14 protein-coding genes are annotated in these 18515 nt (G+C 56.8%); 10 read left to right on the forward strand and 4 right to left on the reverse strand.

Going from position 1 to position 18515, the window contains the following annotated elements; all coding sequences use genetic code 11:
• The first annotated feature begins 225 nt into the window (after positions 1-225).
• From secE to rpoC, 8 genes are all read left to right on the forward strand, one after another.
• Complete coding sequence (secE, locus tag HA46_RS18190) at positions 226-609, forward strand: preprotein translocase subunit SecE (protein ID WP_033755817.1); 384 nt, start codon at positions 226-228, stop codon at positions 607-609.
• Between the two features lies 1 nt (position 610).
• Positions 611-1156, forward strand: coding sequence for a transcription termination/antitermination protein NusG (gene nusG, locus HA46_RS18195; protein WP_012439920.1), 546 nt, complete (start codon positions 611-613; stop codon positions 1154-1156).
• Between the two features lie 148 nt (positions 1157-1304).
• Positions 1305-1733 (forward strand): 50S ribosomal protein L11, encoded by a 429-nt coding sequence (gene rplK, locus HA46_RS18200; protein ID WP_013507401.1) that lies wholly within the window; start codon positions 1305-1307, stop codon positions 1731-1733.
• 3 nt (positions 1734-1736) lie between these two features.
• Positions 1737-2441, forward strand: coding sequence for a 50S ribosomal protein L1 (rplA, locus tag HA46_RS18205; RefSeq protein ID WP_033793154.1), 705 nt, complete (start codon positions 1737-1739; stop codon positions 2439-2441).
• Between the two features lie 352 nt (positions 2442-2793).
• Positions 2794-3291: a 50S ribosomal protein L10 gene (gene rplJ, locus HA46_RS18210; RefSeq protein ID WP_011091858.1), complete on the forward strand. Its 498-nt coding sequence runs from the start codon at positions 2794-2796 to the stop codon at positions 3289-3291.
• 66 nt (positions 3292-3357) lie between these two features.
• Entirely contained in the window at positions 3358-3720 is a 363-nt protein-coding gene (gene rplL, locus HA46_RS18215; protein ID WP_033793155.1) for a 50S ribosomal protein L7/L12, read from the forward strand.
• A 328-nt stretch (positions 3721-4048) separates the two neighbouring features.
• Positions 4049-8077, forward strand: a complete 4029-nt coding sequence (gene rpoB / locus HA46_RS18220; RefSeq protein ID WP_084885938.1) for a DNA-directed RNA polymerase subunit beta — start codon at positions 4049-4051, stop codon at positions 8075-8077.
• A 79-nt stretch (positions 8078-8156) separates the two neighbouring features.
• Entirely contained in the window at positions 8157-12380 is a 4224-nt protein-coding gene (gene rpoC, locus HA46_RS18225) for a DNA-directed RNA polymerase subunit beta' (protein ID WP_033793157.1), read from the forward strand.
• Between the two features lie 137 nt (positions 12381-12517).
• Here rpoC and HA46_RS18230 read toward each other — a convergent pair whose 3' ends face one another.
• A complete protein-coding gene (locus HA46_RS18230) occupies positions 12518-12817 on the reverse strand; it encodes a hypothetical protein (protein WP_084885940.1) in 300 nt (99 codons plus the stop codon).
• An 86-nt stretch (positions 12818-12903) separates the two neighbouring features.
• Between HA46_RS18230 and HA46_RS18235 the strand changes: the two genes are divergently transcribed.
• A complete protein-coding gene (locus HA46_RS18235; RefSeq protein ID WP_084885943.1) occupies positions 12904-13839 on the forward strand; it encodes a LysR family transcriptional regulator in 936 nt (311 codons plus the stop codon).
• 96 nt (positions 13840-13935) lie between these two features.
• Here HA46_RS18235 and HA46_RS18240 read toward each other — a convergent pair whose 3' ends face one another.
• Positions 13936-14214 carry a DUF1127 domain-containing protein gene (locus tag HA46_RS18240; protein WP_338047361.1) on the reverse strand — a complete coding sequence of 93 codons (279 nt, stop codon included), beginning with the start codon at positions 14212-14214 and terminating at the stop codon, positions 13936-13938.
• A gap of 86 nt (positions 14215-14300) precedes the next feature.
• Here HA46_RS18240 and HA46_RS18245 point away from each other — a divergent pair, with 86 nt between their 5' ends.
• On the forward strand, positions 14301-15770 hold the full coding sequence (locus tag HA46_RS18245; RefSeq protein WP_084885945.1) for an aminotransferase-like domain-containing protein: 1470 nt from the start codon (positions 14301-14303) through the stop codon (positions 15768-15770).
• A gap of 182 nt (positions 15771-15952) precedes the next feature.
• Here the strand turns inward: HA46_RS18245 and thiE are convergent, their stop codons facing one another.
• Together thiE and thiC are read right to left on the reverse strand one after the other, a co-directional pair.
• Positions 15953-16585 carry a thiamine phosphate synthase gene (gene thiE, locus HA46_RS18250; protein WP_084885947.1) on the reverse strand — a complete coding sequence of 211 codons (633 nt, stop codon included), beginning with the start codon at positions 16583-16585 and terminating at the stop codon, positions 15953-15955.
• Entirely contained in the window at positions 16582-18507 is a 1926-nt protein-coding gene (thiC, locus tag HA46_RS18255; protein WP_084885949.1) for a phosphomethylpyrimidine synthase ThiC, read from the reverse strand. The genes thiE and thiC overlap by 4 nt, the downstream gene beginning before the upstream one ends.
• Positions 18508-18515: the final 8 nt, after the last annotated feature.

Here is an 18515-nt window from a genome sequence, read left to right on the forward strand (position 1 = left end):
ACGATAACATTTGACGCAATGCATACGGAAAGGGCATCATTTGATGCCCTTTTTGCACGCTGTTACATAGAACCTGGCTCATCAGTGATTTTCGATCATAATCATTGCTGAGACAGGCTCTGTTGCGCGGCGTAGGATACCGAGTTACGCCCAAAAGCTCATTCGGTTTGGATGCCTCGCCTTGCGGGGCAGAATAGTTTCTGAATTATTGTGGCAGGTTGGTTTATGAGTGCGAATACCGAAGCTCAAGGGAGCGGGCGCGGCCTGGAAGCGATAAAGTGGCTGGCTGTTGTGGCGTTGCTGCTGGTAGCCATCGTGGGCAATTATATTTATCGCGATGTGACGCTGCCATTGCGCGCGCTGGCCGTTGTGGTGCTGATTGCCGCGGCGGGTGGCATTGCGCTACTGACGGTCAAAGGCAAAGCAACCGTGGCTTTTGCGCGTGAAGCACGCACCGAAATGCGTAAGGTCATTTGGCCGACTCGCCAGGAAACGCTGCATACCACGTTAATCGTTGCCGCGGTTACCGCCGTGATGTCACTGATTTTGTGGGGGCTGGATGGTATTCTGGTCCGTCTGGTATCGTTTATCACTGGCCTGAGGTTCTGAGATGTCTGAAGCTCCAAAAAAACGCTGGTACGTCGTGCAGGCGTTTTCCGGCTTTGAAGGCCGCGTAGCACAGTCGCTGCGCGAGCACATCAAGTTGCACAACATGGAAGAGCTTTTCGGCGACGTCATGGTTCCTACTGAAGAAGTGGTAGAGATCCGCGGCGGTCAGCGTCGTAAAAGCGAACGCAAATTTTTCCCCGGCTACGTGCTGGTGCAGATGGTGATGAATGACGCCAGCTGGCACCTGGTGCGCAGCGTGCCGCGCGTGATGGGTTTCATCGGCGGCACCTCCGATCGCCCAGCGCCGATCAGCGATAAAGAAGTGGATGCGATCATGAACCGCCTGCAGCAGGTGGGTGACAAGCCGCGTCCGAAAACGCTGTTCGAACCGGGCGAAATGGTGCGCGTCAACGACGGCCCGTTCGCCGACTTCAACGGCGTGGTCGAAGAGGTGGATTACGAGAAGAGCCGCCTGAAAGTTTCCGTTTCTATCTTTGGCCGCGCAACGCCGGTCGAACTGGACTTCGGACAGGTGGAGAAAGGTTAATCACCTTGTTCACATTTTGACTCTTGCAGCAGGCGCGAAATTTAACTATAATTTCGCGCCTTTTGTTTTTATGCGCTGGCAACAGCGTGTGAACTGTTATCACGGGGAGCCTGTTTTTTCAGGCGCTATACCCAACTGAGGAATAATCATGGCCAAGAAAGTACAAGCCTACGTCAAGCTGCAGGTTGCAGCAGGTATGGCTAACCCGAGCCCACCGGTAGGTCCGGCTCTGGGTCAGCAGGGCGTTAACATCATGGAATTCTGTAAAGCGTTCAACGCCAAAACAGAATCCCTGGAGAAAGGTCTGCCGACTCCGGTTGTTATCACCGTATACAGCGACCGTTCTTTCACCTTCGTTACCAAAACTCCGCCGGCCGCCGTACTGCTGAAAAAAGCAGCGGGCATCAAGTCTGGTTCTGGTAAGCCGAACAAAGACAAAGTCGGTAAAGTAACCCGTGCTCAGGTACGTGAAATCGCAGAAACCAAAGCTGCGGACATGACTGGTGCTGACGTAGAAGCGATGACTCGCTCTATCGAAGGTACTGCTCGTTCCATGGGCCTGGTAGTGGAGGACTAAAAAATGGCTAAGCTGACCAAGCGCATGCGCGTGATCCGTGACAAAGTTGATGCGACCAAACAGTACGATGTCACTGAAGCTGTTGCTCTGCTGAAAGAACTGGCTACCGCTAAGTTTGTAGAGAGCGTGGACGTTGCCGTTAACCTCGGCATCGACGCACGTAAATCTGACCAGAACGTTCGTGGTGCGACCGTTCTGCCGCACGGTACTGGTCGTTCAGTACGCGTTGCCGTCTTTACCCAGGGCGCAAACGCCGAAGCTGCTAAAGCAGCTGGCGCTGAGCTGGTAGGTATGGAAGATCTGGCTGAGCAGATCAAAAAAGGCGAAATGAACTTTGACGTTGTTATCGCTTCTCCGGATGCGATGCGCGTTGTCGGCCAGCTGGGCCAGGTTCTGGGTCCGCGCGGCCTGATGCCAAACCCGAAAGTTGGTACCGTAACGCCGAACGTTGCTGAAGCGGTTAAAAACGCTAAAGCAGGTCAGGTTCGTTACCGTAACGACAAGAACGGCATCATCCACACCACCATTGGTAAAGTGGACTTTGACGCTGACAAGCTGAAAGAAAACCTGGAATCTCTGCTGGTTGCGCTGAAAAAAGCGAAACCTGCTCAGGCGAAAGGCGTTTACATCAAGAAAATCAGCCTGTCTACCACCATGGGCGCTGGCGTTGCCATCGACCAGGCGGGTCTGAACGCAGCAGCAAACTAATTGCTGCTTGAAACGGGCGAAAAATTCACCTAGAATCTTACGCCCGTTGTTCTGGTAAAACAGACACTGAATTTATATCCCGCTGTTAATTTCGTCTTCGCTTCGGCGAGGCGACAGAAACGGCGGGGTAGGTTGGAGCCAGGCCTTTCCTGGCCTCCGTCCAAGACCGCAGGCGCGGCCCATCTTCGGATGTGACGCTTAATCCCCTGCGTAGACGGTGACAGAGCCAAAAAGAATTTTTTCTTAACTGGATTCTGCTCACCGTGTTTTAGCGCTTACCTTCCCTTGGGTCGGTAGGTGAAGTGAGTTCCGGAGAAATTCATCTCCGGCCAAAATCCAGGAGCAAAAGCTAATGGCATTAAATCTTCAAGACAAACAAGCGATTGTTGCTGAAGTCAGCGAAGTAGCCAAAGGCGCGCTGTCAGCGGTTGTTGCGGATTCACGCGGCGTTACCGTTGATAAAATGACCGAACTGCGTAAAGCAGGTCGTGAAGCTGGCGTTTACATGCGTGTTGTTCGTAACACCCTGCTGCGCCGCGTCGTTGAAGGCACTCAGTTCGAGTGCCTGAAAGACACGTTTGTTGGTCCGACCCTGATTGCATACTCTATGGAACACCCGGGCGCTGCTGCTCGTCTGTTCAAAGATTTCGCGAAAGCGAATGCAAAATTTGAGGTCAAAGCTGCAGCCTTTGAAGGTGAGCTGATCCCGGCGGCACAAATTGACCGTCTGGCAACGCTGCCGACTTACGAAGAAGCACTGGCACGTCTGATGTCGACCATGAAAGAAGCCGCTGCTGGCAAACTGGTCCGCACTCTGGCTGCTGTTCGCGATGCAAAAGAAGCGGCTTAAGGCCAAATTCTTTTCTTTCGCACTTGCTAACGTATAAACTTTTTCTGATTCTTAGGAACAATTGTCATGTCTATCACTAAAGATCAAATTCTGGAAGCCGTTGCCGCTATGTCCGTAATGGAAGTAGTTGAGCTGGTTTCTGCTATGGAAGAAAAATTCGGCGTTTCTGCTGCCGCCGCTGTAGCTGTTGCTGCTGGCCCGGCTGAAGCTGTTGAAGAGAAAACTGAATTCGACGTCGTACTGAAATCTGCTGGCGCGAACAAAGTAGCTGTAATCAAAGCCGTACGTAGCGCAACTGGTCTGGGCCTGAAAGAAGCCAAAGACCTGGTTGAAGCAACTGGCGTGATCAAAGAAGGCATCAGCAAAGACGACGCAGCTGCACTTGAAGCTGCTCTGAAAGAAGCTGGCGCTGAAGTTGAAGTTAAGTAAGACAACCTTCGGGTTGCAGCCTGAGTAAAATCAGGCTGATGGCTGGTGGCCTTTGGGTCACCAGCCTTTTTGCGCTCAAGAGCCTTGATGGGGTTTCGCACTGTTTGTCCATCGCTGCTCTTCAATATCTTTTTCTATCGACGACTTAATATACTGCTTTCCTGCGCGGGTTCCCTGCCCATGCTAATGCAATGAAATGATTTAAGAGTGATAGAAAGATGTATTGCATGTGGCCTCCGTGCCGCATGAATCAAACAAAATAGTGTTGCATGAACTGTCCTTCAGGACGGACAGCGTGGGTCGACTTGTCAGCTAGCTGAGGAACCCTATGGTTTACTCCTATACCGAGAAAAAACGTATTCGTAAGGATTTTGGTAAACGTCCGCAAGTACTGGACATACCTTATCTCCTTTCTATCCAGCTTGACTCGTTTCAGAAGTTCATCGAGCAAGATTCGGAAGGTCAGTACGGACTGGAAGCAGCCTTCCGTTCCGTCTTCCCCATTCAGAGTTACAGCGGTAACTCAGAGCTGCAATACGTCAGCTACCGTCTGGGCGAACCCGTCTTTGACGTGAAAGAGTGTCAGATTCGTGGCGTGACGTTCTCTGCTCCGCTGCGCGTCAAACTGCGTCTGGTGATCTACGAGCGCGAAGCGCCGGAAGGCACCGTAAAAGACATCAAAGAACAAGAAGTCTACATGGGCGAAATTCCGCTCATGACCGACAACGGTACCTTCGTGATCAACGGTACCGAACGCGTTATCGTTTCTCAGCTGCATCGTAGTCCTGGCGTCTTCTTCGACAGCGATAAAGGTAAAACCCACTCATCGGGTAAAGTGCTCTATAACGCACGCATCATTCCTTATCGCGGTTCATGGCTGGACTTCGAGTTCGACCCGAAAGACAACCTGTTCGTACGTATCGACCGTCGTCGCAAGCTGCCGGCCAGTATCATTCTGCGCGCGCTGAACTTCACCACTGAGCAGATCCTCGATCTGTTCTTCGAGAAAGTGGTGTTCGAGATCCGCGACAACAAACTGCAGATGGAACTGGTGCCTGAGCGCCTGCGCGGCGAAACCGCCTCTTTCGACATCGAAGCCAACGGCAACGTCTACGTTGAAAAAGGCCGTCGCATCACTGCGCGCCACATTCGTCAGCTGGAAAAAGACGGCATTCAGCACATCGAAGTGCCGGTTGAGTACATCGCGGGCAAAGTGGTCGCGAAAGATTACATCGACGAGAGCACCGGCGAACTGATCGTTCCGGCGAACATGGAGCTCTCCATGGATCTGCTGGCTAAGCTGAGCCAGGCGGGTCACAAGCGTATCGAAACGCTGTTCACCAACGATCTGGATCACGGCCCGTACATCTCCGAGACCCTGCGCGTCGACCCGACCAACGATCGCCTGAGCGCGCTGGTTGAGATCTACCGCATGATGCGTCCTGGCGAGCCGCCGACGCGTGAAGCTGCTGAGAACCTGTTCGAGAACCTGTTCTTCTCTGAAGATCGTTACGATCTGTCGGCTGTCGGCCGCATGAAGTTCAACCGTTCGCTGCTGCGTGATGAAATCGAAGGTTCAGGCATCCTGAGCAAAGAAGACATCATCGAAGTGATGAAGAAGCTGATCGATATCCGTAACGGTAAAGGCGAAGTGGACGATATCGACCACCTCGGCAACCGTCGTATTCGTTCAGTAGGCGAAATGGCGGAAAACCAGTTCCGCGTTGGCCTGGTTCGCGTAGAGCGCGCGGTGAAAGAGCGTCTGTCGCTGGGCGACCTCGATACGCTGATGCCGCAGGACATGATCAACGCCAAGCCGATTTCGGCCGCGGTGAAAGAGTTCTTTGGCTCCAGCCAGCTCTCACAGTTTATGGATCAGAACAACCCGCTGTCTGAGATTACGCACAAGCGTCGTATCTCTGCACTCGGCCCAGGCGGCCTGACGCGCGAGCGCGCCGGCTTCGAAGTTCGAGACGTACACCCGACCCACTACGGTCGCGTATGTCCAATCGAAACGCCTGAAGGTCCGAACATCGGTCTGATCAACTCGCTGTCTGTGTACGCGCAGACCAACGAGTACGGATTCCTGGAAACCCCGTATCGTCGCGTTATCGACGGCGTGGTCTCTGACGAAATCCATTACCTCTCCGCAATCGAAGAGGGTAACTACGTTATCGCTCAGGCGAACGCCCAGCTGGATGAAGAAGGCCACTTCGTTGATGACCTCGTCACCTGCCGTAGCAAAGGCGAATCGAGCCTGTTCAGCCGCGATCAGGTTGACTACATGGACGTTTCCACCCAGCAGGTGGTTTCTGTCGGTGCGTCACTGATCCCGTTCCTGGAGCACGATGATGCTAACCGCGCCCTGATGGGTGCGAACATGCAACGTCAGGCCGTACCGACCCTGCGCGCTGACAAGCCGCTGGTAGGTACCGGTATGGAGCGCGCGGTAGCGGTTGACTCCGGCGTTACTGCCGTAGCGAAACGTGGCGGCACCGTACAGTACGTCGACGCTTCTCGTATCGTTATCAAAGTTAACGAAGACGAGATGTATCCGGGCGAAGCGGGCATCGACATCTACAACCTGACTAAGTACACCCGTTCTAACCAGAACACCTGCATCAACCAGATGCCGTGTGTATCGCTGGGCGAGCCGGTCGAGCGCGGCGACGTGCTGGCTGACGGTCCGTCGACCGACCTGGGCGAACTGGCGCTTGGCCAGAACATGCGCGTCGCGTTCATGCCGTGGAACGGTTACAACTTCGAAGACTCCATTCTCGTTTCCGAGCGTGTGGTTCAGGAAGATCGTTTCACCACCATCCATATTCAGGAACTGGCGTGCGTGTCTCGCGACACCAAGCTGGGGCCAGAAGAGATCACCGCTGACATCCCGAACGTGGGTGAAGCTGCGCTCTCTAAACTGGATGAGTCCGGCATCGTTTATATCGGCGCAGAAGTGACCGGCGGCGACATTCTGGTGGGCAAGGTAACGCCGAAAGGTGAAACCCAGCTGACGCCGGAAGAGAAACTGCTGCGCGCTATCTTCGGCGAAAAAGCCTCTGACGTGAAAGATTCGTCGCTGCGCGTGCCGAACGGCGTCTCTGGTACCGTTATCGACGTTCAGGTCTTTACCCGCGATGGCGTGGAAAAAGACAAGCGTGCGCTGGAAATCGAAGAGATGCAGCTGAAGCAGGCGAAGAAAGACCTGTCTGAAGAACTGCAGATCCTCGAAGCGGGCCTGTTCGGCCGTATCCAGGCCGTGCTGATCTCCGGCGGCGTAGAAGCCGATAAGCTCGACAAGCTGCCGCGCGAGCGCTGGCTGGAGCTGGGCCTGACCGACGAAGAGAAGCAGAACGCGCTGGAGCAGCTGGCTGAGCAGTACGACGAACTGAAGCACGAGTTTGAGAAAAAACTCGAAGCCAAGCGTCGTAAGATCACCCAGGGCGATGACCTCGCGCCGGGCGTGCTGAAAATCGTCAAAGTCTATCTGGCGGTTAAACGTCAGATTCAGCCGGGCGACAAGATGGCAGGCCGTCACGGTAACAAAGGTGTTATCTCCAAGATCAACCCGATCGAAGATATGCCTTACGACGAGAACGGCACGCCGGTCGACATCGTACTGAACCCGCTGGGCGTACCGTCACGTATGAACATCGGTCAGATCCTGGAAACGCATCTGGGTATGGCAGCGAAAGGCATCGGCGACAAGATCAATGCCATGCTGAAGCGTCAGGAAGAAGTCGCGAAACTGCGCGAATTCATCCAGCGCGCCTATGACCTGGGCGCGGACGTGCGTCAGCGCGTTGACCTCAACACCTTCTCTGATGACGAAGTGTTGCGTCTGGCCGAGAACCTGAAAAAAGGTATGCCGATCGCGACGCCGGTGTTTGACGGCGCGAAAGAAAGCGAAATCAAAGAGCTGCTGCAGCTTGGCGATTTGCCGACCTCCGGCCAGATCACGCTGTTTGACGGCCGTACCGGCGAGCAGTTCGAGCGTCCGGTCACTGTGGGCTACATGTACATGCTGAAACTCAACCACCTGGTGGATGACAAGATGCATGCGCGTTCAACCGGCTCTTACAGCCTGGTTACTCAGCAGCCGCTGGGTGGTAAAGCACAGTTCGGTGGTCAGCGCTTCGGTGAGATGGAAGTGTGGGCGCTGGAAGCATACGGCGCGGCATACACCCTGCAGGAAATGCTTACCGTTAAGTCTGATGACGTGAATGGTCGTACGAAGATGTATAAAAACATCGTCGACGGCAACCATCAGATGGAACCGGGCATGCCGGAATCCTTCAACGTACTGTTGAAAGAGATTCGCTCGCTGGGCATCAACATCGAGCTGGAAGACGAGTAAGCACTCGCAAGTACTGGTTATGGGGCGCGCAGTTTCGGCTGCGCGCCCCTGAGAGTTCCACTCCGACGGGAGCTAATCCGTGAAAGACTTACTTAAGTTTCTGAAAGCGCAAACTAAGACCGAAGAGTTTGATGCGATCAAAATTGCGCTGGCTTCGCCAGACATGATCCGTTCCTGGTCGTTCGGTGAAGTGAAAAAGCCGGAAACCATCAACTACCGTACCTTCAAGCCTGAGCGTGACGGTCTTTTCTGCGCCCGTATTTTCGGACCGGTAAAAGATTACGAGTGCCTGTGCGGTAAATACAAGCGCCTGAAACACCGCGGCGTGATCTGTGAGAAGTGCGGCGTCGAAGTGACCCAGACCAAAGTGCGCCGTGAGCGCATGGGCCACATCGAACTGGCTTCTCCGACCGCGCACATCTGGTTCCTGAAGTCGCTGCCGTCCCGTATCGGCCTGCTGCTGGATATGCCGCTGCGCGATATCGAACGCGTGCTCTACTTTGAATCATACGTTGTTGTCGAAGGTGGCATGACCAACCTCGAAAAACGTCAGATTCTGACCGAAGAGCAGTACCTTGACGCGCTGGAAGAGTTCGGTGACGAATTCGACGCGAAAATGGGCGCCGAAGCGATCCAGGCTCTGCTGAAAAATATGGATCTGGAGCAAGAGTGCGAGCAGCTGCGTGAAGAGCTGAACGAAACCAACTCCGAGACCAAGCGTAAGAAGCTGACCAAGCGCATCAAGCTGCTGGAAGCGTTCGTCCAGTCCGGCAACAAGCCGGAGTGGATGATCCTGACCGTGCTGCCGGTGCTGCCGCCGGATCTGCGTCCGCTGGTTCCGCTGGACGGCGGTCGTTTCGCTACGTCGGATCTGAACGATCTCTATCGTCGCGTCATCAACCGTAACAACCGTCTGAAGCGTCTGCTGGATCTGGCTGCGCCGGACATCATCGTACGCAACGAAAAACGTATGCTGCAGGAAGCGGTCGACGCCCTGCTGGATAACGGCCGTCGCGGTCGTGCGATCACCGGTTCCAACAAGCGTCCGCTGAAATCTTTGGCCGATATGATCAAAGGTAAGCAGGGTCGTTTCCGTCAGAACCTGCTCGGTAAGCGTGTTGACTACTCCGGTCGTTCTGTTATCACCGTAGGTCCATACCTGCGTCTGCATCAGTGCGGCCTGCCTAAGAAAATGGCGCTGGAGCTGTTCAAACCGTTCATCTACGGCAAGCTGGAGCTGCGTGGCCTGGCCACCACCATCAAAGCCGCGAAGAAAATGGTTGAGCGCGAAGAAGCGGTCGTCTGGGATATCCTGGATGAAGTTATCCGCGAGCACCCGGTTCTGCTGAACCGTGCGCCGACGCTGCACCGTCTGGGTATCCAGGCGTTTGAACCGGTTCTGATCGAAGGTAAAGCTATTCAGCTGCACCCGCTGGTGTGTGCGGCCTATAACGCCGACTTCGATGGTGACCAGATGGCAGTTCACGTACCGCTGACGCTGGAAGCCCAGCTGGAAGCGCGTGCGCTGATGATGTCTACCAACAACATCCTGTCACCTGCGAACGGCGAGCCAATCATCGTTCCTTCTCAGGACGTTGTACTGGGTCTGTACTACATGACCCGCGACTGTGTTAACGCCAAAGGCGAAGGCATGGTGCTGACCGGCCCGAAAGAAGCCGAGCGTGTTTATCGCGCTGGCCTCGCATCGCTGCACGCTCGCGTGAAGGTACGTATTACCGAACACGAGAAAAACGAGCAGGATGAGTGGGTAGCCAAGACCAGCATCATCGACACCACTATCGGCCGCGCCATCCTGTGGATGATCGTGCCGAAAGGTCTGCCGTTCTCTATCGTTAACCAGGCGCTGGGCAAAAAAGCTATCTCCAAAATGCTGAACACCTGTTACCGCATTTTGGGCCTGAAGCCGACCGTTATCTTTGCTGACCAGACCATGTACACCGGTTTCGCTTACGCTGCCCGTTCAGGCGCGTCTGTCGGCATCGACGACATGGTTATCCCAGAGAAGAAAGTGGAAATCATCACCGAAGCGGAAGCAGAAGTGGCTGAGATCCAGGAGCAGTTCCAGTCTGGTCTGGTTACCGCAGGCGAGCGTTACAACAAAGTCATCGATATCTGGGCTGCGGCGAACGAGCGCGTAGCGAAGGCGATGATGGAAAACCTCTCGACTGAAACCGTGATTAACCGTGACGGCGAAGAAGAGAAACAGGTTTCCTTTAACAGCATCTTTATGATGGCCGACTCCGGCGCGCGTGGTTCTGCGGCGCAGATTCGTCAGCTGGCAGGTATGCGTGGTCTGATGGCGAAGCCGGACGGCTCCATCATCGAGACGCCGATTACCGCGAACTTCCGTGAAGGTCTGAACGTACTCCAGTACTTCATCTCGACCCACGGTGCGCGTAAAGGTCTTGCGGATACCGCACTGAAAACCGCGAACTCCGGTTATCTGACGCGTCGTCTGGTTGACGTTGCGCAGGATCTGGTTGTGACCGAAGACGACTGCGGCACCTTCGAAGGCATCATGATGACGCCGGTAATCGAAGGCGGCGACGTTAAAGAGCCGCTGCGCGAGCGCGTTCTGGGTCGTGTGACCGCAGAAGACGTGCTGAAGCCGGGCACCGCTGACATCCTGGTTCCGCGTAACACGCTGCTGGATGAGCACTGGTGTGATGTGGTCGAACAGAACTCTGTCGACACCATCAAGGTTCGCTCCGTTGTTAGCTGTGAAACCGATTTTGGCGTGTGCGCCCACTGCTACGGTCGCGACCTGGCACGTGGTCACATCATCAACAAAGGTGAAGCGATCGGTGTTATCGCGGCACAGTCCATCGGTGAGCCGGGTACACAGCTGACCATGCGTACCTTCCACATCGGTGGTGCGGCATCGCGTGCGGCAGCTGAATCCAGCATTCAGGTGAAGAACAAAGGTACTATCAAACTGACCAATGCCAAGTCGGTAACCAACTCCGCTGGCAAACTGGTTATTACCTCGCGTAACGTCGAACTGAAAATGATCGATGAGTTTGGCCGTACTAAAGAGAGCTATAAAGTCCCTTACGGCGCGACCATGGCGAAAGGCGACGGCGAACAGGTTGCAGCGGGCGAAACCGTAGCGAACTGGGATCCGCACACCATGCCGGTTATCACCGAAGTAAGCGGCTTCATTCGCTTTACTGACATGATTGATGGCCAGACCATCACGCGTCAGACTGACGAACTGACCGGCCTCTCTTCGCTGGTGGTACTGGATACCGCAGAGCGTACTGCTGGTGGTAAAGACCTGCGTCCGGCGCTGAAAATCGTCGACGAGCAGGGCGAAGACGTTCTGATCCCGGGCACCGACATGCCGGCTCAGTACTTCCTGCCGGGCAAAGCGATCGTGCAGCTGGAAGATGGTAAGAAAATCAGCTCTGGTGACACCCTGGCGCGTGTGCCGCAGGAATCTGGCGGTACCAAGGACATCACCGGTGGTCTGCCGCGCGTTGCCGACCTGTTCGAAGCGCGTCGTCCGAAAGAGCCAGCAATCCTGGCGGAGATCAGCGGTATCATCTCCTTCGGTAAAGAGACCAAAGGTAAACGTCGTCTGGTGATTACGCCGGTTGATGGCAGCGAGCCGTACGAAGAGATGATCCCGAAATGGCGTCAGCTCAACGTGTTTGAAGGCGAGCGCGTAGAACGTGGTGACGTGGTTTCCGACGGTCCGGAATCTCCGCACGACATTCTGCGTCTGCGTGGCGTTCATGCTGTGACCCGTTACATCACTAACGAAGTGCAGGAAGTTTACCGCCTGCAGGGCGTTAAGATTAACGACAAGCACATCGAAGTCATCGTTCGTCAGATGCTGCGTAAAGCAACCATCATGAGCGCGGGAAGCACCGACTTCCTGGAAGGTGAGCAGGCGGAAGTCTCTCGCATCAAGATCTCTAACCGCGATCTCGAAGCGAACGGCAAAATCGGCGCGACCTACATGCGCGATCTGCTGGGTATCACCAAAGCGTCGCTGGCAACCGAATCGTTCATCTCGGCAGCCTCGTTCCAGGAGACGACTCGTGTCCTGACCGAAGCCGCTGTTGCAGGCAAGCGCGACGAACTGCGCGGTCTGAAAGAGAACGTGATCGTGGGTCGTCTGATCCCGGCCGGTACCGGTTACGCTTACCATCAGGATCGTATGCGTCGTAAAGCCGCAGGCGAAGTGCCGGTGGCACCGCAGGTTACTGCGGATGAAGCCTCTGCCAGCCTGGCTGAACTGCTGAACGCCGGTCTCGGCGGCAGCGACAACGACTAATCGCTCTTCGCGTAATAAAACCCTGCCTCGGCAGGGTTTTTTTTTGGATGTAAAAGAGGTAACCGCCACTTTAAGCGGACTGTCAGACACGCGCTGGCGGTGAAGCCTGAACAAAACCTGACTGCACATCGTGCCGCTCATGCCGCCGTGGGCGCAAACAGCACCTCAAAGCTGTGCATCGGGCCCATTTCAATTATCTGCACAGCAAGCAAACCTGCCTCGACCATTGGCAAACGCGCCACCAGCGTTTCCAGATCGTCACGGGCGGAGGCTTCGTAAATAACGCTAACTACCACCGGGCTGGGGGAGAAATAGATCTCCCGCAACGCGCCGGCCTTGTAGTCATGCCATACCGCCTGCATCTCCGCCACCGCATAAGGCTTGAACTCTGCCGGATCGCGACCGGCAGCGGGTGTGAGTAGAACTAAAAATTTCATATCATGATCTCCTCTCAGGAAGCTCAACGTTATCAGCCGTAGCCACGCGTTTGTAGGCTGCCTGGCAGCAAGGAGATATTGACCAGATGGCAACACCGCTCTTTTCATCCAGCCTGACGCAGCTGCTCTGGTTCGCGCGTATCGTTGAAGCCGGATCCTTTGCCGAAGCCGCGCGCCGAGCCGGCACCACCACCTCGGCCGTTTCTAAAGCGTTGAGCCGGTTCGAGAGCCAGCATGGCGTACGCCTGCTGCACCGCACCACGCACGCGCTGTCGCTGACCGAAGAGGGCGAGAGAATGCTAATGCTGGCGCGCGGGCTGCTGGAGGAGGTTTCTCAGGTTGAAAGCGCGCTAAGCGGCATCGGGGGCGAGGGCGCCAGCGGCCGGGTTCGCATCTCCGTGCCGTCCTCTTTTGGACGCGTCTGCATCATGCCAGCGCTGCCGGCTTTCCTTGCCGCGCACCCTGAGATTGCGCTGGAAATGCATTTCAGCGACGCGATGGAGAATTTAGCGAGCGGCGGCTTTGATTTTGCGATCCGTTCCGGTCCGCTGGAAGCCTGGCCAGGCCATTCCGCCCGCAAGCTCTTTAGTTTTCCCTGGGTCGCCTGCGCAACGCCCGGCTATCTGGCGCAGCACGGCGAGCCTGCCACGCCTTTCGAGCTCAGCACGCATAGCCAGATTGCGTTCTGGAATCTTAATAAAGGACGGGCGAATGCCTGGCGTTTTCGTTCGCCTGAGGATGGCAGAGGGGTGCGCTGGGAGCCCGCTTCGCGCTATCTGTTCGACGACGGTCAGGCAGCGTGGCAGATGATTCGTGCCGGGTGCGGCATTGGCTGGGCGCCTGCCTGGCTGGGCGTGTCCGATTTTGCCAGCGGCGAAGTGGTTGAGATATTAAAAGCATGGCGGACGGAGAGCGTAAATATGTGGGTGCTGCGTCTGGAACAGCGGTTAACGCCCCGACGAACGCAGACGGTTATCGATTTTTTAACCGGGCTTTTCCTGCCCTATGAGTCTTTGGTGTAGCTGTCGCGCGTAAAGGCGCCGCGTGCTGGCGGACAGGCTCTCTCTGCCCGCCAGGGTAAAAAGAGGACGGGGCGCGCTGTGTTGACCTTCAGCACGCTAGCGTTTCCCGCTTTCAATATCGCTGCGCGTCAGGCCGATATCTTTGAGCTGCGCATCGCTGAGGTGCAGCAGGATTAGCCGTGTCTTACGCCGCTGGTGGAGCGCTCTCAGGCTGCGCACGACAGCGCGTAGCAAAGACCAGGGCGTAACGGAAAAAGGTTTTGCCGCACAGTTTTCTTCGTATCCCATTTTACTTTCCTCATCAGGTGAACTGAGAAATAGTTTCTGCCTGATGGCGTAAAGGATACAGACGCAAAATTCGATTTTATTTAACATACAGATTGCCGCAAGCGGCGTCTGAATGGTAAAAAATTTGCCTGTCTGTACTGTTTTTTAACTTCTCAGCCTGACGGGAGCCGAACATGACACGTTATCAACAGCTGGCGATGCATCTGGCACAGCGCATTGAACAGGGGCTTTACCGCAGCGGCGAAAAGCTGCCATCAGTGCGTACGTTGAGCCTTGAACATGGCGTCAGCATTAGCACCGTGCAGCAGGCGTATCACGTACTGGAGGAGAAGCAGCTGATCACGCCGCAGCCGCGTTCCGGCTATTTCGTCGCACCGCGCAAGGCCGCGCCGCCGGTGCCGGCGCTGACGCGTCCGGTGCAGCGTCCGGTAGAGATCACTCAGTGGGAGTCGGTGCTGGATCTGCTCGAGAGTCGTCAGGAAGGCGACATGCTGCAGCTGGGCAGCGGCATGCCCAACCTCACCCAGCCGACCCTGAAACCGCTGTGGAAAATTCTCAGCCGGCAGGCGCAGCGGCAGGAGACGCAGCTTCTCAGCTACGACAATCTGTATGGCGTAACCGGCTTGCGCGAGCAGGTGGCGCGGCTGGCGATCGACAGCGGCTGTCAGCTGTCGGTAGACGATATCGTCATTACCACCGGCTGCCATGAGGCGCTGTCGGTTTCGATCCGCGCGGTATGCGAGCCGGGCGATATCATCGCGGTAGAGTCGCCGTCGTTTCACGGCATTATGCAGACCCTGCGCGGCTTTGGCATTCGTGCCATTGAAATCCCCACCGATTCGGTTACCGGCATTAGCCTGGAGGCGCTGGAGCTGGCGTTTGAGCAGTGGCCAATCAAAGCGGTAATGGTGGTGCCTAACTGCAACAATCCGCTGGGTTTTATTATGCCGGAGGCGCGTAAGCGCGCGCTGCTGACGCTGGCGCAGCGTTTTGACGTAGCGGTGATTGAAGACGACGTTTATGGCGAGCTGGCCTGGGAGTATCCGCGGCCCGCCACGTTGAAATCGCTCGATCTGGACGGCCGGGTGCTGCTGTGCAGCTCTTTTTCGAAAACGGTAGCGCCTGGCCTGCGCATCGGCTGGGTTGCGCCAGGACGCTATCGCGATCGCGTGCTGCATATGAAATATATCGCCACCGGTTCCAGCAACACGCTGGCGCAGCATGCGGTGGCGGAATTTATCCGCCAGGGCTACTATCAGCCGCATCTGCGGCGCATGCGTCAGCTTTATCAGCGCAACTACGACTGCTTCAGCTGCTGGGTGCGCCACTATTTTCCCTGCGGCATCTGCGTCTCGCGTCCGCAGGGCGGCTTTATGATGTGGGTTGAACTGCCGGAAGCGTTTGACGCCGTGCGGCTTAATCGCGAACTGCGCGATTCGCATATTCAGATTGCGGTAGGATCGCTTTTTTCCGCGTCGGGAAAATATCGCAACTGCCTGCGACTGAGCTTCGCGGTAACGCTGGACGACCGTGTCGAACAGGCGCTGGCAAAAGTCGGTCAGGCGGTCGAGCGCGCGATAGCCGCCTGCGCGGGCGAACACTCTCCACACTCCCTGCAGCATGACATCCTCCTGGCTAAATAGTTGAGGCAGGGCCAGAGAGGTGAAGGGGAGGTTCCGGCCCTGGCCGGGCGGATACCCGGCGAAAGCCACTGTAGCGCAGCAGAATAACGGCGCGAGCGAGAAAGCCTGTCGCTGTGCGCCGTTTTCCACTCTTTTTACCGCTGTTGCAGGATGTTGCCGCTTTTTGCGCGGCGCGTCCCGCGTTACGCCTCCGGCGGTTCCGCCAGCGCCAGCAACGCCTGGGTCGCGGCGCGCCAGTCCGGCGCCTGGGTAATGGCGCTGACGACGGCGATACTGCCCACGCCGGTCGCCAGCACCGCCGGCGCGCGCGCCAGGCTGATGCCGCCAATCGCCACGGTTGAGACGCCCTTAAGCCGCGTGATATGCCGCTGAAGCTCGGTTAGCCCCTGCGGCGCGGAGGGCATCGCCTTGGTCTCGGTAGGAAAAATATGCCCCAGCGCGATATAGGAAGGGCGTATCGCCAGCGCACGATCCAGCTCGTAGTCGTCGTGCGTCGACACGCCCAGCCGCAGACCCGCCTCGCGAATAGCGTTCAGGTTCGCGACATCCAGGTCTTCCTGACCCAGATGCACGCCGTAGGCGCGGTGCTTAACTGCCAGCTGCCAGTAATCGTTGATAAACAGACGGGCATTGTAACGTTTGCCAAGCGCAATCGACGCGATAACCGCAGGCTCTACCGCCTCCTCCTCCCGATCTTTAATACGCAGCTGGATGGTGCGCACGCCGACTTCCAGCAGTCGCGCAATCCATTCCACGCTGTCGACGACCGGATAGAGTCCTAAACGCGAGGCGGTAGAAGGGAAAGGGGCGCTCATCGTTTCTCCTCGTTCAGCGCGTCGGCTGAGTGGTAAAGCTCGCCGCCGCGGCGGCGAAAGGTTTCAGACATCTGCTGCATGCCGATGGCGATTGGCTGCGCCTCGGCCTGGCTGGCCGCATAGTCGCGCACTTCCTGGCTGATTTTCATCGAGCAGAATTTAGGACCGCACATCGAGCAGAAGTGAGCCACTTTACCCGACTCCTGCGGCAGGGTTTCGTCATGATAGGCGCGCGCGGTATGGGGATCGAGCGCCAGATTGAACTGATCCTCCCAGCGAAATTCAAAGCGCGCTTTGGACATGGCGTTATCGCGGATCTGCGCGCCGGGATGCCCCTTCGCCAGATCCGCCGCGTGGGCGGCGATCTTATAGGTAATCAGCCCCTGCTTAACGTCCTCTTTATTCGGCAGGCCGAGATGCTCTTTGGGCGTAACGTAGCAGAGCATGGCGCAGCCGAACCAGCCGATCATCGCGGCGCCGATGCCGGAGGTAAAGTGATCGTAGCCGGGCGCGATATCGGTGGTCAGCGGGCCGAGCGTATAGAACGGCGCTTCGTGACAGTGCTCCAGCTGCTCGGTCATGTTGCGGCGGATCATCTGCATAGGGATATGGCCGGGACCTTCGATCATCACCTGCACGTCATACTCCCAGGCGATCTTCGTCAGCTCGCCCAGCGTATGCAGCTCGGCGAACTGCGCTTCGTCGTTGGCGTCCTGAATCGATCCGGGACGCAGGCCGTCGCCAAGCGACAGCGAAACGTCGTAGGCGGCGCAGATTTCGCAAATTTCGCGAAAATGCGTATAGAGAAAACTTTCGCAGTGATGCGACAGGCACCACTTCGCCATAATCGACCCGCCGCGCGAAACGATGCCGGTCAGGCGCTTCGCCGTCATCGGCACGTAGCGCAACAGCACGCCGGCGTGAATGGTGAAGTAATCGACACCTTGCTCCGCCTGCTCCAGCAGCGTATCGCGAAACACCTCCCAGTCGAGGTTTTCCGCAACGCCGCTGACCTTTTCCAGCGCCTGGTAAATCGGTACGGTGCCGATGGGCACCGGGCTGTTGCGCAGGATCCACTCGCGAGTTTCATGAATATAGCGACCGGTGGAGAGATCCATCACGGTATCGGCGCCCCAGCGCGTCGACCAGACCAGTTTCTCCACCTCTTCTTCGATAGAGGAGGTGACGGCCGAGTTGCCGATGTTGGCGTTGACCTTGACCAGAAAGTTGCGGCCGATAATCATCGGTTCCGATTCGGGATGGTTGATATTCGCGGGAATGATGGCGCGCCCGGCGGCCACTTCCTGGCGCACGAACTCAGGCGTGATGTTTTCCGGCAGCTGCGCGCCGAAAGCCTGGCCGTCATGCTGCTGGCGCAGCACTTCGCTGCGAATGCGTTCGCGTCCCATATTCTCGCGCAGCGCGATAAACTCCATCTCCGGCGTGATGACGCCCTGACGTGCATAGTGGAGCTGGGTCACGCGCCGTCCCGCTTTTGCGCGCCGCGGCTTCGGCAGCCGGTCGAAACGCAGATGATCGAGCCCGTCGTCGGCCAGACGCTGCTGCGTATAGCGCGAGCTGGTGCGCGTCAGCGTCTCGCTGTCGTCGCGCGCGGCGATCCAGTCGGCGCGCAGCCTGGCCAGCCCGCGCTGAACGTCGATAACGGCAGCGGGATCGCCGTAGGGACCGGCGGTATCGTAGACCGGCACCGCCTCATTCTCTTCATAGCGCGGACGATCTTTATCGCCGCCGAGCAGCGTCGGGCTGAGCTGGATCTCGCGCATCGGCACGCGAATATCGGCGCGGCTGCCCTGGATCCAGATACGTTTTGAGTTGGGAAAGGCGACGCCGCTCTGAAGCGCCTCAATAAAGGCCTGCGCCTGAGCACGCTGTTCACGTCGGTTGGTTTTGGTCATAGACATAGCAATTT

Source organism: Pantoea septica, assembly GCF_002095575.1.
Lineage (GTDB): Bacteria > Pseudomonadota > Gammaproteobacteria > Enterobacterales > Enterobacteriaceae > Pantoea > Pantoea septica.

Bases quoted from the DNA above. Each gene is read 5' to 3' on its own strand.
- secE (WP_033755817.1), top strand. From the start codon at position 226: ATGAGTGCGAATACCGAAGCTCAAGGGAGCGGGCGCGGCCTGGAAGCG.
- nusG (WP_012439920.1), top strand. From the start codon at position 611: ATGTCTGAAGCTCCAAAAAAACGCTGGTACGTCGTGCAGGCGTTTTCC.
- rplK (WP_013507401.1), top strand. From the start codon at position 1,305: ATGGCCAAGAAAGTACAAGCCTACGTCAAGCTGCAGGTTGCAGCAGGT.
- rplA (WP_033793154.1), top strand. From the start codon at position 1,737: ATGGCTAAGCTGACCAAGCGCATGCGCGTGATCCGTGACAAAGTTGAT.
- rplJ (WP_011091858.1), top strand. From the start codon at position 2,794: ATGGCATTAAATCTTCAAGACAAACAAGCGATTGTTGCTGAAGTCAGC.
- rplL (WP_033793155.1), top strand. From the start codon at position 3,358: ATGTCTATCACTAAAGATCAAATTCTGGAAGCCGTTGCCGCTATGTCC.
- rpoB (WP_084885938.1), top strand. From the start codon at position 4,049: ATGGTTTACTCCTATACCGAGAAAAAACGTATTCGTAAGGATTTTGGT.
- HA46_RS18230 (WP_084885940.1), bottom strand. From the start codon at position 12,817: ATGAAATTTTTAGTTCTACTCACACCCGCTGCCGGTCGCGATCCGGCA.
- HA46_RS18235 (WP_084885943.1), top strand. From the start codon at position 12,904: ATGGCAACACCGCTCTTTTCATCCAGCCTGACGCAGCTGCTCTGGTTC.
- HA46_RS18240 (WP_338047361.1), bottom strand. From the start codon at position 14,214: ATGTTAAATAAAATCGAATTTTGCGTCTGTATCCTTTACGCCATCAGG.
- HA46_RS18245 (WP_084885945.1), top strand. From the start codon at position 14,301: ATGACACGTTATCAACAGCTGGCGATGCATCTGGCACAGCGCATTGAA.
- thiE (WP_084885947.1), bottom strand. From the start codon at position 16,585: ATGAGCGCCCCTTTCCCTTCTACCGCCTCGCGTTTAGGACTCTATCCG.
- thiC (WP_084885949.1), bottom strand. From the start codon at position 18,507: ATGTCTATGACCAAAACCAACCGACGTGAACAGCGTGCTCAGGCGCAG.